We start from the raw sequence: 15,217 nt of genomic DNA, 5'->3' as shown, positions 1-15,217 counted from the left end.
GGCCTTTTGTCGGCGCCCGGCCGCTTTGTCCCATGGGCTCCGTCGGCGCCGGGAAGGGCCGCGAGGCGTGCGGGGCGAAGGGGCGGGTTGGAGAGGGCTTGCGGGGTGGCGAACGGGAGTCGTGAGGGGCAACTCGATACAGGACGCATTCAATACGGCCTGTATCGTATGCTGATGAGCGCACCCGAGGCCACTGCGGGGGGACCTGGCCGTCCGCCCCGACGGCGTGTCCACACCCGAGCCCGTCTCATGGAAGCCGCAGAGCGGATCCTGATCGAGCGGGGCTACGCACAGACCACCATCGAGGACATGTGTGCCGCCGCCGGGTACACCCGAGGTGCCTTCTACTCCAGCTTCGGCAGCAAACAGGACCTCGTCCTCGCCCTTTTCGACCGCTACTCCGCGCACCGGCTCGACCAGTTGGAGGGCCTGCTTGACGACGCCGCACCGGGCACCGCCCACCGCATCGCCCGGGCGTTCCTGGAGGTCGACCCGGCCGACCGGAGCTGGATCCTGCTCTTCCTGGAGTTCCGTCTCGACGCGGCACGGAACGCGAAGCTGAGCGCCCAGCTCCACGAGCACGACCGGGCGGTCGCCGCGTCGCTCGCGCAACTGCTGGAACGGGCGCAGGCCGTGGAACCCGGCGCCGGTGCGGTCTCGTTCCACAGCCTGGCCTCGGTCCTGCTGGCGGCCCGCGAAGGCGTCCTCGCCCGCACCGCGAGCGAGGGACCGGGCGGACAGGAGACCCTCACCGCCGCCGTCGACGTGTTCGCCGAGGTGCTGCCCGCGCTCTTCCCCGCCCTGGACGGTGCGCGGTGACGCCGGCCGGGACGTCCCCGGCCGTGCCGAGCGCCGGGACACCGGAGCGGACCACCCGGCCGCGGCGGACCGCCCGGCCCGCGTCCCACGGCGCGGGCGCGGCAGCGTCCCGGCCGCCCGACATCCCTTTTCCCCAGCGACCGGAGAGACCTCATGCCCGGAATGCAGCCGCCTGACCCGCGGCGTTGGAAAGCGCTGATCTTCATCGGCATCGCCCAGCTGATGGTGGTCCTCGACTCGACCGTCGTGAACATCGCCCTGCCCTCCGCCCAGGCGGACCTGGGCATCTCCGACGGCAACCGCCAGTGGGTGATCACCGCCTACACGCTGGCGTTCGGCGGCCTGCTGCTCTTCGGCGGACGGTTAGCCGATCTGACCGGGCGCAAGCGGGCGTTCATCACCGGCCTGCTCGGCTTCGCGGGTGCGTCCGCGCTGGCCGGCGCCGCGGTCAACACCGGCATGCTGCTGAGCGCCCGGGCGCTACAGGGGGTGTTCGGGGCGCTGCTGGCTCCGGCCGCGCTGTCGCTGCTGGCCGTCACCTTCACCGAGGCCACCGAGCGCGCCAAGGCGTTCGGGATCTACGGGGCGATCTCGGGCGCCGGCGGTGCCGTGGGCCTGATCCTGGGCGGCGTCCTGACCCAGTACCTGAACTGGCGCTGGGCGCTGTACGTCAACATCCCGTTCGCGGTGGTGGCCGCGGTCGGTGCCGTCGCCGTGGTCCGCGAGCCGGCGGGCAGCCGCAACCCCGCGCGCCTGGACATCCCCGGCGTCCTGCTGGCCACCCTGGGACTGCTGTCGCTGGTCTACGGGTTCACCCGTGCCGAGACCGATGGCTGGCGCGCGGGCCTCACCCTCGGCCTGTTCCTCACCGCGGCGGTGCTGCTCGCCGCATTCGTCCTCGTCGAGCGCCGGGCCACGGCGCCGCTGCTGCCGCTGCGCGTGGTCACCGAGCGCAACCGCGGCGGTGTCTACCTCTCCCTCGGCCTCGCGGTCATCGGGATGTTCGGCCTGTTCCTCTTCCTCACGTACTACCTCCAGGCCGTCAAGGGATACTCCCCGTTCACCACGGGCCTGGCCTTCCTGCCCATGATCGTCGGCATGGTCACCGGCTCCACCCAGATCGGCACCCGGCTGATGACCCGCCTGCCCCCGCGTTTCCTGATGGGGCCGGGCTTCCTGCTCTCCGGGCTGGGGGTCCTGCTGCTGACGCAGATCACGGTCGACAGCTCCTACGCCGGCCTGATCCTGCCCGCGCAGGTCCTGCTCGGCCTGGGCATGGGCACCGCCTTCATGCCGGCGATGAGCCTGGCCACACGCAGTGTCCAGCCGCAGGACTCGGGTGTCGCCTCCGCCATGGTGAGCACCTCCCAGCAGGTCGGGGGCTCGATCGGAACCGCCCTGCTGAACACCGTCGCGGCCAGTGCCACCGCGACCTGGCTCACGGCCCACGCCGGCGAAGCCCGCACGACCGGACCCGCGAGGCTGGCCAAGGAGGCCGCGGTGCACGGCTATGCCACGGCGATCTGGTGGGCGGTCGGGATCCTCCTGGTCGCGGCCCTCACCGCCTTCGTCCTGGTCAACACCGGGCGGCAGAGCGGCAATCCGGGCGGCCCGGAGGCGACGGGCACCGGCGCCGAGGACGCCGCCGTCCCGGTCGCGGCCCACTGACGCCCGCCCGGGTGCGGCGGCCGGAGCGCCGCCGGACACGACGCGGCCCGGTCTCCCCGACGGGGGGACCGGGCCGCCGTGCGTGCGCGTGGGACGCGGGAGCACCGCGGTGGCGCTCAGCTGGCCAGTACGGCCTTCATCACCGAGCCGGCGGCGACGTCCGCCAGCGCCTTCGCGTGCTCGGCCAGCGGGTAGGCCGTCACCAGGCTGCCGAGGTCGAAGCGCGCGCTCAGCGCGGGCAGCAGCTTCACGTACTCCACCACATGGGACCCGGTGAACGCCCAGGAACCCACCACGTCCAGTTGGCGGAAGACGATCTGGTGGGGGTTGAACGAGGTGTCACCGGCGTCGGTGTACTGCCCGATGACGAGGTAGGAGCCACCCCGGCGCGCCAGGCTGATGCCTTGTGCGAGGGCGGCGGGCACGCCGGTGCACTCCACGACCAGATCCGCGCCCGCGCCCCCGGTCGCCTCCCGCACGGCGGCCAGGACCTCCTCGGGGTCCGCCGCGCCGACGATGTCGAGGTGCTCGTCGCCGATGCCGGCCGCGGCGGCCAGCTCCAGCCGCCCGGCCGGGCCGCCCACCACGATCACCTTGGCCGCCCCGGCCAACTGCGCCATCGCGGCCGCCGCGAGCCCCACCGGGCCGCTGCCCTGGACCACCACGACCTCACCGACGCGTACCGGACGGCGCTCGTAGAGGGCATGGACGACGGTCGGACCGGCGCAGGCCAGGGACATGGCGGCCAGGGGGTCGACCCGGTCGTCGAGCTTGACGACGGTGGTGCCCTCTTGCAGCACGATGTAGTCCGCCCAGGCACCCGACAGGGCGGGCCCGTCCAGGGTCGACCGGTTGACCCCGTAGGTGCGTCGGTTCTCGCACAGCGTCGGCTCCCTGTGCTGCCGGCACGGAACGCAGCTGCCGCAGGCGATGGACGAGGCCCACATCACCGTGTCGCCGGCCCGCAGCGGGGCGCCGGTCGCGTCGTGCGTCAGGCCCGGCCCGGTTTCGTGCACCACCCCGAGGCCCTCGTGCCCCAGCACCAGGGGGACGGGGATCGCGAGGTGACCGCTGCGCAGGTGCAGGTCGGTGCCGCACACGCCGCCGTAGCGGCAGGCGACGACCAGCCCGGACCCGGGGGCCGCGGGGACGTCGAACTCGCGCAGGACCAGCGGCTCGTTGAACCGCTCCAGGACGACCGCGCGGGCGCGCGTCCCGTCGGACCTGCCGGAATCGCGCTGCTCGCTCACAGTGCAGCCCCCTCAAGGGTGTCGAGGAACGGTGCGCCCAGGGTGCGCAGCGGTGTGGTGTCCTGGCACACCACGTACTCGGGACGCGGTTCACCGGGCCAACTCGGCAGGTTCGCCGCGTCGTTGTAGGTCACCAGGAGCAGTCGGCGGTCGAACGGGGACATGTTGAGCGCCGATCCGTGCACGATCTCCGGAGAGAAGAACACCACCGAGCCGGCGGGCCCCTTGGGACTGACCATGCCGTGCTCGGACACCAGGGCGGACAGCTGTCGCGGAGTGAGGGCGATGTCGTCCGGGTCGAGGTGCTGGTCGGACTTGGCGGTGCCCTCGCGCCGGTCCTCGCGGAGGAGTCCGGCACGGTGCGATCCGGGGACGAAGATGACCGGACCGTTGAACTCGTCGACGTCGTCCAGGAAGACGCCGACGGTGACCTGGTGGGGGGCCGGCAGGGCGTCCGCGATCCGCCACGCCACGTAGTCCTGGTGCCAGGACCACCTTTCGCCGCCGAACGCCGGCTTCGCGTTGATCTTGAACTGGTAGACGTAGACCTCGTCCACCAGCAGCTGCCGGACCGGCTCCAGGATGCGCGGGTCGCGCAGCAGCCCCGCGAACTCGGGCTGCCGCTGGTGGGAGGCGTAGACCGCGCGCACCTCGTCGCTGCCGTCCTCCACGACCCGCTGCGGGCCCGGGACGTCGCAGTCGCGCCGGAAGGCCTCCCGCAACCGCTGCACCTCCCGCCCGTCCAGGGCGGACTCCACCAGGAGGAAGCCGTCCTCCTGGTAGTGGTCGATCTGTTCCTTGCTGAGACGCACGTGTGTTCTCTTCTCTCCAGACGTCGGGTCCGGGCGGGCGGTGCCGCGGGTGCCTCCGCTCACCACGGCGATGGGCACGCTCACATCAGAAGGGCCGGTCCCCGGCGATGGCCGCCCGGTCCACCACGCGGCGGTGCGGGTGGTAGTCCGAGCACGCGTAGTGCTGGACCGCGCGGTTGTCCCAGAACACCATGGACTTCGGCGCCCAGCGGAAGCGGACCTGGTACTCCGGGTACTGCAGCTGACGGAACAGGAAGCGGAGCAGCTCTTCGCTCTCGTCGGGGTCCATCCCCGCGATCCGCGTGGTGAAGATCGACGTCAGGAAGAGGGTCTTCCGCCCCGTCCGGGGGTGCGTCCGTACCAGCGGGTGCTCCACCGGCGGGTACTTCTGCTGGAAGTGCCGGCGCTGCTCCTCGGTCATCAGCTCCCGGTAGTTCGCCGACGGAGTGAAGTCGTTCACCGTGCGGAGCCCCTCGATCCGCGACTTCATCGCGTCGGAGAGGTTGTCGTAGGCGGCTGCGGCGTCCGAGAACAGGGTGTCCCCGCCGCCGGCCTCCGGCATCTCCACCATGCGCAGCACCGCGCCCATCGGAGGGTTCGCGATCCACGGGAAGTCGTAGTGCCAGACGTTCTCGAACCCGGGGTTCGCCGAGCCCTTCTCCAGCCGGACGACGTCCTGGGAGGTCCCCGCGGGTAGGAACGGGTGGCCCTCGATCTCCCCCCACCGGGAGGCGAACGCCCGCTGCTGCTCGGGAGTCACGTCCTGGTCGCGGAAGAAGAGGACCTTGTACTCCAGCAGGGCCCGGTCCACTTCCGCGAACACCTCGGGGGTCAGCGGGGACCGGAGGTCGATCCCGGCGATCTCCGCACCGATGAGCGGCCCGTGCGGACGGACCTCGAAGCTCCGGTACGGGCCGCCCTGCTGGCCGTCGGCCAGCCGCCGGAGCAGCCGGGGCCCGTGGTGGTCCTCCCGGCCGTCGATGCCGTGCCGCACCAGGGACCGGATCGCCGCCAGCTCGCCGGGTCCACCCGGCGCGTCGTGCGCCGGGGAGGGGGATGCCGTCATGCCGAATCTCTCCTGCCGTCGGGGCGCGACCGCGGGGAAGCACACCGCCGCGCCGGTTGGGGGACTGGTTGCGGGGCCGCCTTCACCGGTGCACCGGCGGGCGCGGAGCGGTGTCCGCGGGCCCGCCGGGGGAGCACCGGGCGGCGCCCGGCGTCAGCCCGGAACGCCATCGCACGGATGGGCCGTGTTTCCGCTGCCCGCCTGCTGACCGAGCGGGTCCGCCCGCGCCAGCCGGTCGGCGAGGACCGGGCCGATCTCCGCCAGCGCCTGCGGCCGCATCATCCGGTGATGCGTGGCGGCCACGTCGTGGGACTCGATGGCGCCGTCGACGTAACCGCGCCAAGCCTGGGCCGAGGTCCGGCCGGCGTCGAACGGGTCGGTGGGGTCGGCCACCGCCGCCGCGAAGAACAGCAGGTCCCCGTGGAACAGGCCCGGTCTGAACTCCCGCATCAACGCGAGGTTGTTGCGGTAGACGTCGAGCAGCGACGCCTCGGACCCGCCGTCCGTCAGGTGCGCGGGCAGGCCCATCTTCCGCTGGAGCGCCTCCGCCATGCGGCCGGCGTCGGGCTCCGCGGGCGCAACGGGGGCGTCGTGGCCCGCCGAGGCGACGAGGATGGCGTGGAAGTCCCGGTCGGTGAGCTGCGGCAGCGCGCACCGCTGGGCGCTCTCGACGGGGTAGGAGTCGAGCATGCCCAGCAGGGCGACCTGCTCGCCGTCCCGCTGCAGCAGCGTGGCCATGGCATGGGCCACCAGGCCGCCGAAGGACCAACCGAGCAGGTGGTAGGGCCCGGTGGGCTGCACCGTGCGGATCTGCTCCACATAGTCGGCCGCCATGCTCTCCACCGTGGCCGGGAGGCCGCCCGTCCGCCCCAGACCGCGCGCCTGGATTCCGTGGACCGGCCGGTCGGGACCGAGATGGGGCAACAGCCCGGCGTACAGCCAGCTCAGGCCCGCCCCCGGGTGGACACAGAACAGCGGTGCCCGGCTGCCCTGCGCGCGCAGCGGCAGCAGGATGCCCGGCGCGGGCTCGACGGGGCCGGCATCCAGCAGCAGCGCGAGTTCGGCCACGGTGGGCGACCCGAACAGGGCGCGCACGCCCAGGTCGACGCCGAAGGCGGAGCGGATCCGTGAGAGCAGCCCGGCGGCCAGCAGGGAGTGGCCGCCGAGGTCGAAGAAGTTGTCGTCGACACCGACCGACGGCAGGCCGAGCACCTGGGCGAACAGCGCGCACAGCCGCTCCTCCCGCGCCGTGCGCGGACCGCGCCGGGCCGCGGCATCCGCCGTGTCCGGGTCGGGAAGCGCGCGCCGGTCCAACTTGCCGTTCGGCGTCAGGGGGAGGGCGTCGAGCGCCACGATCGCGGAGGGCACCATATGGGCCGGCAGCCGGTCCCGTACGAAGGCCCGCACCGCCGCCGGGTCGGGGGCGGCCGGTCCGCCGTCCTCGGCCCCGTCGGGCACGACGTAGCCGATGAGGCGCCGGTCACCGGGCCGGACCTCCCGCGCGACGACCTCGGCCCGGGCGATCCCCGGATACGCCGCGAGCACGGCCTTGATCTCGCCGAGCTCGACCCGGAATCCACGGATCTTGACCTGGTCGTCCGAGCGCCCCAGGTACGCCAGCTCCCCGTCGGGCGACCAGCGCACCAGGTCGCCGGTGCGGTACATCCGCGCGCCCGGCAGGCCGAAGGGATCGGCCACGAACCGCTCGGCGGTGAGGCCGGGACGGTGGAGATAGCCACGGGCCAGCCCCGCGCCGGCCAGGTACAGCTCTCCGGTCGCGCCCGGCGGGACCAGGTGCAGCCCGGGGTCCAGCACATAGGCGCGGACGTTGGGGATCGGCCGGCCGATCGGCGCGGACGGCAGCCACTGTGCGACGTCCGGCGCCAGGGTGTGCGCGGTCACCAGGTGGGTCTCGCTGGGGCCGTAGTGGTTGTGCAGCCGGCGGTCGGGACGGCGGCGGCAGAAGTCCTGGACCTGGCGGCTCGGTGTCAGCGCCTCACCGCCCTGCGCCAGCACGCGCAGCGCCGCGAGGTCGCGCCCCTGGTCGTTGGCGGCCTCGCACAGCGCCTCGATGACGAGGTTGGGCGCGAACAGCTCGTTCACCCGGTGCCGCTCCAGCCACTCGGCCAGCAGCTGCGGGTCGCGCCGGATCTCGTTGGCCGGCACCACCAGGGTCTTGCCGAAGAGCAGCGCGGAGAGGATCTCCTGCACGGACACGTCGAAGCTCAACGCCGTGAACTGGGCGACCCGCGCTCCGGGAGCCGCGGGCAGGGCCTCGTGGTGCCAGGTCAGCAGGTTGACCATGGCACGGGCGGGCATCACCACGCCCTTGGGCCGGCCGGTGGTCCCGGAGGTGTAGATGACGTACGCGGGGTGGTCGGGCTCCAGGCGGCACGGCCGGTCGGCGTCGGTCACCTCGGCCGCCGCGTGGCGGTCGAGCTCCCGGACGGTGTCGGGATCGTCGAGCACGAGCCGGGCGGTGGCCGTGTCCGGGAGGTCGCGGGCGGTCTCGGTGGTGGTGAGCAGCAGCACCGGCGCGGTGTCGGCCAGCATGAAGGACAGGCGGTCGGCGGGGTATTCGGGATCGACGGGCAGGTAGCAGGCCCCGGCCTTCAGCACCGCCAGTACGCCGATGACCAGCTCGGCCGAGCGGGGCAGCGCCAGCGCCGCGGTCCGCTCCGGCCCCAGCCCCCGGGCGAGCAGCAGCCGGGCCAGCCGGTTGGACGCGGCGTCCAACTGCCGGTAGGTGAGCGACCGTTCCGCGCAGATCACGGCCGTGGCGTCCGGGGTGCGCCGCGCCTGAGCCGCGAACAGCTCGGGCAGGGTGTCCTCGGGGCGCTTGTGTTCCGGGCCGTTCCACTCGACCAGTTGCACGAAGCGCTCGCCGGGGGTGAGGAGTTCGGCGTCCGCGACGGGGCGGTCCGGAGCGTCGAGGAAGCCGCCCAGCACCGTCAGGAAACGGCGGTGGTGCGCGGCCAGTTCGTCGGCGCGGTAGAGCTCGGCGTTCCCGACGAGGTCGACGCGGATCCGCCCGCCGTCCGCCCGGTCGAAGACCGTGACCGAGAGGTCCGGGACGAGGCCCTGCGTCAGGTTGTGCGCGCTCGCGCGGTGCCCGGCGAAGGACAGGCCGTAGTCGAAGGACATGATGTTGACCTGCGGGGCCGTCCGGTACCCGGCGCCGTCCTGCAGACCGAGGTCGCGGGGGAGGTCCTCGCCCCGGTAGCGCTGGTGCCGGAGCATCTGACGGAACTCGCGGGAGACCTGGCGCACCAGGTCGGACCTCGGCATCTCCGGCCGGACCGTCACCCGCAGCGGCAGCACATTGGAGTACATGCCCGGGATGGAGCGCGCGGTGGCGTCGGTCCGGGCAGCGACCGGCAGGCTCAGTACGACGTCCTGCTCGCCGGACAGCCGGTGCAGGAAGGCGGCCGTGGCGGCGATGACCAGGACGGACCAGTGGGTGCGTGCCGTCCGGGCCGCCGACTTGAGCCGTGCGGACGCGTCGGCCGACAGGTGGCCGCAGTGGCTGAGGTTCCCCACCGGCGGCCCGACCGGCGCATCGGCCAGCCTGGCGACCTCCGGTGCGTCGGCGAAGCGCGTCGTCCAGTACTGCCGGTCCGCGGCGAACCGCTCGGACGCCCGATAGTGCGCCTCCTCCGCCAGCAGTGTCCGCACCGAACCGAAGGTGGCGGGCGGTGCGGGCTGCCCGGCCAGCGCTGCCCCGTAGAGGTCGGCGACCCGCTGGGCGATCAGGGCACCGGTGTGTCCGTCGGCGATCGCGTGATGGGCGCTGAGGTACCAGATGCTGCGTTCCGGCCCCAGGGTGAACAGCGCGTAGGAGAACAGCGGCCCGCGCGCCAGGTCCAGGGGGCGGGCCAGGTCCGCCCGCATCCAGGCCTCCGCGGCAGCCGCCGGATCGGCTTCCCCGCTGACGTCGAGGACCGGGAAGCTCCAGTCGGCGGGCAGATCGAGGATCTGCCACGGCACGCCGTCCTCCGCGATGAAGCGCGCGTGGAAGGGCGAGGCCTCCGCGATCGTCCGCCGCATCGCCGCCTCGAAGGCCGCGGTGTCGATCGGCCCCCGGATGTCCAGGTACTCGCCGATCCGCTGTTGCGGGGCATCAGGGGCGGCCTGCTCGGCCATCCACATCTCACGCTGGGCGGCCGACGCCGGCAGACGTATGTCACCCGAGCCAGGCTCTGACACCTCTCCACACCCCCGTACGTTCGGATCGGAGGAACGCCTGCCGGACTGTGCACGGCATGCGGGGAGTGATGTGCAAGAGATGAGCGATCCGACCTCATCCCGGGCCGGTGGAAACCCGGTCCGCCCCCTGAGGTGAACGTAGGGCACGGCACTAAAATCTCGCCTACGGTCCGCTTACCGGCCGGTGCCCGGCGGCGCGGTACGGGTTCCGGCGGCGGCTCATGAGGCGAGGTGGGGCTTCGTTGCGTCCTCGAGGACGAGGTCGCGCGACAGCACCGCCCGCTGCAACCGCTGGAGGAGGGGGCCGGGTTCGGTGCCCCGCTCGTCGGCGAGGGCGCGGCGGACGCGGTGGTACACCATGAGGGACTCCGCCGTGCGGCCGCTCCGGTACAGCGCCACCATCAGATGGCCGTGGACGGCCTCCCACGTCGGCCGCTCCTCGATCAGCCCGTAGAGCTCGCCGATGAGCGGTTGGTGGCGGCCCAGGAGGAGTGCGGTCTCGGCGTGCTGCTCGTAGGCGACCGCCCACTTCTCGTCCAGCCGGCAGCCCCGGCGGCGCAGCGCGGGGACGGCGCGGAGGTCCGCGACGGCGGGGCCGGACCACAGTGCGAGGGCCTCGGCCAGGGCCTGTGCCGCCTCCTCCAGGAAGCCCTGCGCCCGCAACTGCCGGGCCTGCGCGCAGAGCGCGTCGAACCGGTGCAGGTCCAGTGTGTGCGGGGCGAGTTTCAACGCGTAGCCGGGAGGGACGGTCGCCAGCCGCGACACCTCGAACCCCGCGCCGTCGAGGTGCTTGCGCAGCTTGGACACATAGACCTGCAGGGCGGTGGCCGCGGTGCGCGGCGGCGCGCCCGACCAGAGGTCGTCGATCAACTGCTCCGACGAGGCGACCCACCCGTCGTACAGGCACAAAAGGGCCAGCAGCGCCCGCAATTTGAAGGCCCTCGGGGTGTGCGGTTCCCCCTCGTCCGTCTCTAGCGCGAGCGGTCCGAGAACTCGAAAAAGCATGACGTTCCCCCGACATGAAGATCCTGTGCATCGGTGTTTTCCGAGCGGGCGCGCCCGCTCGCGGAGCCGGCGCTGAGGAATGCGCGGCGCTGCGGAGACGGGCAGCACCGCGGGGAGACCGCGAACGGGGCGTGCATTCCCCCGCAAGCCCCGTTCACGGCCTCTTCTGGACGACCCGAAGCCGTCCCGGAATTACGCTTCCATCGCCTCTCTCAGGCTCTTCGGGCGCATGTCGGTCCAGTTCCGCTCGACGTGGTCGAGACATTCCTGCCGGGGTGCGGGGCCGTGCGCCACGGTCCAACCGGCGGGAACCTCCGCGAACGACGGCCACAGCGAATGTTGGCCCTCGTCATTGACCAGGACCCGGTACTCCGCGTTGTCGTCGTCGAAAGGGTTGCTCACCTTTTTCCGTCCCTTCTTCCTGTGAGTGACGTGATCACGTGCCAGCGACCACGGGTTCTTCCTGGTGCGCCACGGTGCGGTGGCGCACCCCCCGGCCGATCGCCAGCGCACCGACGGCGCAGGCGGTGCCCACCAGCACACAGCCCACCCAGACCGGTACGCCGCCGTAGCGGCCGAACGCCCAGCCTCCGCCCAGCGGGCCGATCACCGCCGCGAGCGCATAGGCCATCCCGTACATGCCCTGATAGCGGCCCTGGAGGTGCGGGGGCGCCAGCTTGGAGGCGATCGCGTTGCTGGTGGGCATGGCGATCGCCTCACCGACCGTCCAGACCGCGATGGAGACGGCGAACAGCGCGGCGTTGTGCGCGAAGACGGACAGCCCCATGCCGGCGCCCAGGAACAGCGCGCCGGCCGCGAGGAGCCGCCCGTCGTCATGGCGCTCGATGACCCGGGTCACCGGCAGCTGGATGACCACCACGAGCGCCCCGTTGACCGCGCTGACCAGGCCGTACATCACGGGGGAGAGGCCGACGTCCTGCATGGCGATCGGCTGCGTCACCTGGAACTGCGAGTAGACCGTGATCACACCGACCACGACGAACAGCAGGCCCAGGAAGACCCGGTCCTTGAGCACCCGGCCCAGCCCCTGATCGGCGGCCGGCTCCTCGGCCGACTCGCCCGCCCCGGTGTCCGGGCGGTGCTCCGGAACGCGCCAGGCGATCAGCACGGCACAGGCGAGGGTGGTCACCGCATCGCCGGCGAAGAGCCACACGTAGTCGTGCTCGGCCATGACACCGGCCAGGACCGGGGCGATGGCGAAGCCGAGGTTGACCGCCCAGTAGTGGATGGCGTACGCCCGCTTGCGGCCCTCGGTCGGCACCACGTCGGCGATCATCGCGGAGAACACCGGGCCGGCCGCGTACGACGCGAAGCCCAGCACGAACGCGAGCACACTCATCAGCGACGTCTGCTCCGCGAAGCCCAGGCCGAGCATTGCGGCAGCGGCTCCCACCTGGGAGATCAGCAGGGTGAGCCGTCGCCCGATCCGGTCCGCGGCGACGCCCGCGACCACCGTCGACGCCACTCCGCCGGCCCCGTACAGCGTGGCCATGAAGCCGACCTGCAAGGGGCTGAAGTGCTTCTGGCTGGTGAGGTAATAGGCGAAGAACGGAACGACGAACGAGCCGGCGTGGTTGACCAGGCTGCCGACCCAGACCCACCAGTACGCGGCGGGAAACTCCTTCCGCCTCACCGCGGAAGCCGCCGGTCGATCCCGGTTACGAACCTCATTGAGTCACCTTGTCTACGGTCGTCGTCGATGGATGTCCTGCTGTGTGCTGCGCGCTCCGGGGCCGGGTGGGCACGGCCCGGGCCCGGGGGGAACCTCCGGGGCCGCCCGGCCCGGCCCCGGAGCCTCTCCGCCGCTACGGGCGCATCCGGCGCAGTGCCGGACGCCGCTTGGGGGGCTTCTCCGCACGGTCGAGGTGTGCGGCCAGACCTGCGACCGTCGGGCTCTCGAAGAGGCTCCGGATCCGCAACTCGACGCCCATGACGGCGCGGACCCGTCCGATCAGCCGGGTGACGAGGATGGAGTGCCCGCCCATCTCGAAGAAGTCGTCGTCGATGCTGACCGACGGCACGCCCAGCACCTCCGCGAACAGACCGCACAGCGCCTCCTCCGGTGCCGTCCTCGGCGCGCGGCCCCCCGCCTTCCGGGCGACGTCCGGTGCCGGCAGCGCTCGCCGGTCCACCTTGCCGTTGGGGGTCAACGGCAGCTCGTCCAAGGTCACATAGGCGGCCGGCACCATGTAGTCCGGCAGCGCCGCCGACGCATGGCGCCGCAACTCCGCCGCCAGCGCGGGGCCTTCGACGGTCACCGCCGGCACGTTCGTGTGTGCGCCGGGCGTCCCCACCGGAACCGACGGCAGGTACAGATCCGTCCAGGCGCCCACCGGCCCTGCGGCCGGATCGACGAACAGCACGTCGACGGCGCCGTGCTCGGTGCCGGACCAGGTCACCGCGGCCCGGTAGCCGAGCCGTTCACCGACGGTGCAGAGGTGCTCGGGGTCCACGCCGTGCGACGCCTGGTGCGGCAGGCGCCGGTTGGGCACTCCCCGTACCCGCAGCCGGGCCGGACGCTTGGCCGCCAGATGGTCGGTGAGGGTGTCGAGCCCGTCGGTGTCGGCATCCCACTCCAAGGCCTCCACGTCCCGTAGCGACACCAGCGCTTCGGCGGGCTTCTTGTACAGCACCGCTTCGTAGCGGTAGCGCGTGAGCTCGTTGTGGAAGGTGCCGCGCTTGAGGCGGATGTCCACCCCTGAGAGGTCGGGAATCGCCTCGGCCGCCGCGGTGAAGAACTCCGGCTCGACCAGCAGTTCCTTCTCCATGAGCGCGGCCCGCTCGGCCCTCTGGCGCACGTCCTGGGGACTCTCGCCGTCGTCCGCCCGGTGGGTCTGCACATCGGTGTGGAACGCGGTGAGCAGCCGCAGGTTCCTGACGTCGCCCACGACGATCGCACCACCCGGTGCGAGCAGCCGCGTCGCCTGGCGGATGACCTCCAGCAGGTAGTCGGCGCCGGGGAAGTACTGGACGACGGAGTTCAGCACGACGACATCGAAGGAACCCGTCGGCAGGCCGTCCACCACATGGGCCGGCTGGTGGCGCAGCTCCACCTTGCCGGCCAGCTCCGGGACCCCCGCCACCTGGGCACGCAGCGCCTCGATCACCGGTCCGGAGAAGTCCGTACCCCAGTAGGACGCGCAGTCCCCGGCCAGCCGGGAGAGCAAGAGCCCACCGCCGACGCCGAGTTCCAGGATCCGGCGGGGCGCGAGGTCGCGGATCCGCTCGACCGCCGAGTCCCGCCACTGGTGCATCTGCTCCAGCGGGATCCGCGCACTGTCGTAGCTGCTCACCCAGAGCGCGAAGTCCTCACCGAACGTGGCCGACGAGGCCTCGGCGTAGACGTTGTCGTAGATGTCCTGCCACTCGCCGACCCGGTGGTCGTCGTCGACCTCGCTCCGCAGGGTCTCCGCGTCCGCGGGCACCGCGTAGGCCACCAGGCGCCGGTCGCCGGGCCGGTCCTCGCGCGCGATCACCGCCACCGAGGCGACCTTGGGATGCTGTGCGAGGACCGTTTCGATCTCCCCGAGCTCGATCCGGAATCCCCTGACCTTCACCTGGTCGTCGGCGCGCCCCAGGAACTCCAGCTCGCCGGAGCGGGACCACCGCACCACATCGCCGGTGCGGTACATCCGGGCCCCGGAACCGGAGAACGGATCGGCGACGAAGCGCTCGGCCGTCAGGCCCGGGCGGCCCAGGTAGCCCCGGACCACGCCCGCACCGGCGATGTAGAGCTCACCCAGCACGCCGGGAGGCACCGGGCGCAGATGCGCATCGAGCACATGGACCCGGGTGTTGGCGAGCGGACGGCCGATCGTGGGCGCTGCCGCCGTCACCGCGTCCAGCTCGGAAGCCGTCGACCAGATCGTGGTCTCGGTGGGCCCGTACAGGTTCGTCACCGAGGCGGCCGAGGCGACCAGGGCCGTGGCGAGGTCCTCCGGCAGCGGCTCGCCCCCGACGAGTACGCGCACCCGCTCCAGGGGAACGCCGTCGGCCACCGCCAGCCGCCACAGGCTCGGCGTGGCCTGCATCACCGTGATCGCGGAGTCGGCGACCAGGGCACGCAGCGCCGCGGTGTCGTGCACCGCCTCCCGGTCGGCCAGGACCACGGTGGCCCCGTTCAGCAGCGGGCCGAAGATCTCCAGCCCCGCGATGTCGAAGCCGAACGTCGTGACCGCCAGCAGACGGTCTCCGGCGCCGAGTGAGAGCTTCCGCTGCATGGCCGCGAGGAAGTTGAGCAGACCGCCTTGCGGCACGACCACGCCCTTGGGCCGCCCGGTGGAGCCCGACGTGTAGAGCACATACGCCGGGCGGGCCGACGCCCGTTCGTCCCACGGGACGTCCACGTCCCGCACCGGGTGCAGAGCCAG

The 15,217-nt window shown here is 72.5% G+C and carries 10 protein-coding genes; 2 read left to right on the top strand and 8 right to left on the bottom strand.

Translation table 11 applies throughout. The annotated features are described in order from the left end of the window. Positions 1-249 precede the first annotated feature (249 nt). Both AB0G84_RS13300 and AB0G84_RS13295 read left to right on the top strand, forming a co-directional pair. Positions 250-819 (top strand): TetR/AcrR family transcriptional regulator, encoded by a 570-nt coding sequence (locus tag AB0G84_RS13300; RefSeq protein WP_361319295.1) that lies wholly within the window; start codon positions 250-252, stop codon positions 817-819. A gap of 153 nt (positions 820-972) precedes the next feature. Next, positions 973-2,487, top strand: a complete 1,515-nt coding sequence (locus AB0G84_RS13295) for an MFS transporter (RefSeq protein WP_361319293.1) — start codon at positions 973-975, stop codon at positions 2,485-2,487. A 116-nt stretch (positions 2,488-2,603) separates the two neighbouring features. On the opposite strand, the gene AB0G84_RS13290 is transcribed toward AB0G84_RS13295, so the two are convergent. The 8 genes from AB0G84_RS13290 to AB0G84_RS13255 all read right to left on the bottom strand — a co-directional run. Beyond that, on the bottom strand, positions 2,604-3,737 hold the full coding sequence (locus AB0G84_RS13290; protein ID WP_361319291.1) for a zinc-binding dehydrogenase: 1,134 nt from the start codon (positions 3,735-3,737) through the stop codon (positions 2,604-2,606). After that, positions 3,734-4,549, bottom strand: a complete 816-nt coding sequence (locus AB0G84_RS13285) for a phytanoyl-CoA dioxygenase family protein (RefSeq protein WP_361319289.1) — start codon at positions 4,547-4,549, stop codon at positions 3,734-3,736. Before AB0G84_RS13285 ends, AB0G84_RS13290 begins: the two co-directional genes overlap by 4 nt. Positions 4,550-4,634: 85 nt before the next feature. Continuing rightward, the gene (locus tag AB0G84_RS13280; RefSeq protein ID WP_361319287.1) at positions 4,635-5,615 is read right to left on the bottom strand and encodes a TauD/TfdA family dioxygenase; all 981 of its coding nucleotides are present in this window, start codon (positions 5,613-5,615) and stop codon (positions 4,635-4,637) included. A 153-nt stretch (positions 5,616-5,768) separates the two neighbouring features. Continuing rightward, positions 5,769-9,821 carry an amino acid adenylation domain-containing protein gene (locus tag AB0G84_RS13275; protein ID WP_361319285.1) on the bottom strand — a complete coding sequence of 1,351 codons (4,053 nt, stop codon included), beginning with the start codon at positions 9,819-9,821 and terminating at the stop codon, positions 5,769-5,771. Positions 9,822-10,040: 219 nt separating this feature from the next. Continuing rightward, a complete protein-coding gene (locus AB0G84_RS13270; protein WP_361319283.1) occupies positions 10,041-10,826 on the bottom strand; it encodes an AfsR/SARP family transcriptional regulator in 786 nt (261 codons plus the stop codon). A gap of 192 nt (positions 10,827-11,018) precedes the next feature. Next, positions 11,019-11,228, bottom strand: a complete 210-nt coding sequence (locus AB0G84_RS13265; RefSeq protein WP_361319281.1) for an MbtH family protein — start codon at positions 11,226-11,228, stop codon at positions 11,019-11,021. Between the two features lie 34 nt (positions 11,229-11,262). Then, positions 11,263-12,480: an MFS transporter gene (locus AB0G84_RS13260; protein ID WP_361319279.1), complete on the bottom strand. Its 1,218-nt coding sequence runs from the start codon at positions 12,478-12,480 to the stop codon at positions 11,263-11,265. Positions 12,481-12,652: 172 nt separating this feature from the next. Continuing rightward, positions 12,653-15,217 (bottom strand): amino acid adenylation domain-containing protein (locus AB0G84_RS13255; protein WP_361319277.1); only part of this gene is annotated, 2,565 nt, incomplete at its 5' end.

Source organism: Streptomyces sp. NPDC020742 (assembly GCF_040641675.1).
Lineage (GTDB): Bacteria > Actinomycetota > Actinomycetes > Streptomycetales > Streptomycetaceae > Streptomyces.
This window is presented reverse-complemented; position numbering and strand designations above follow the sequence as displayed.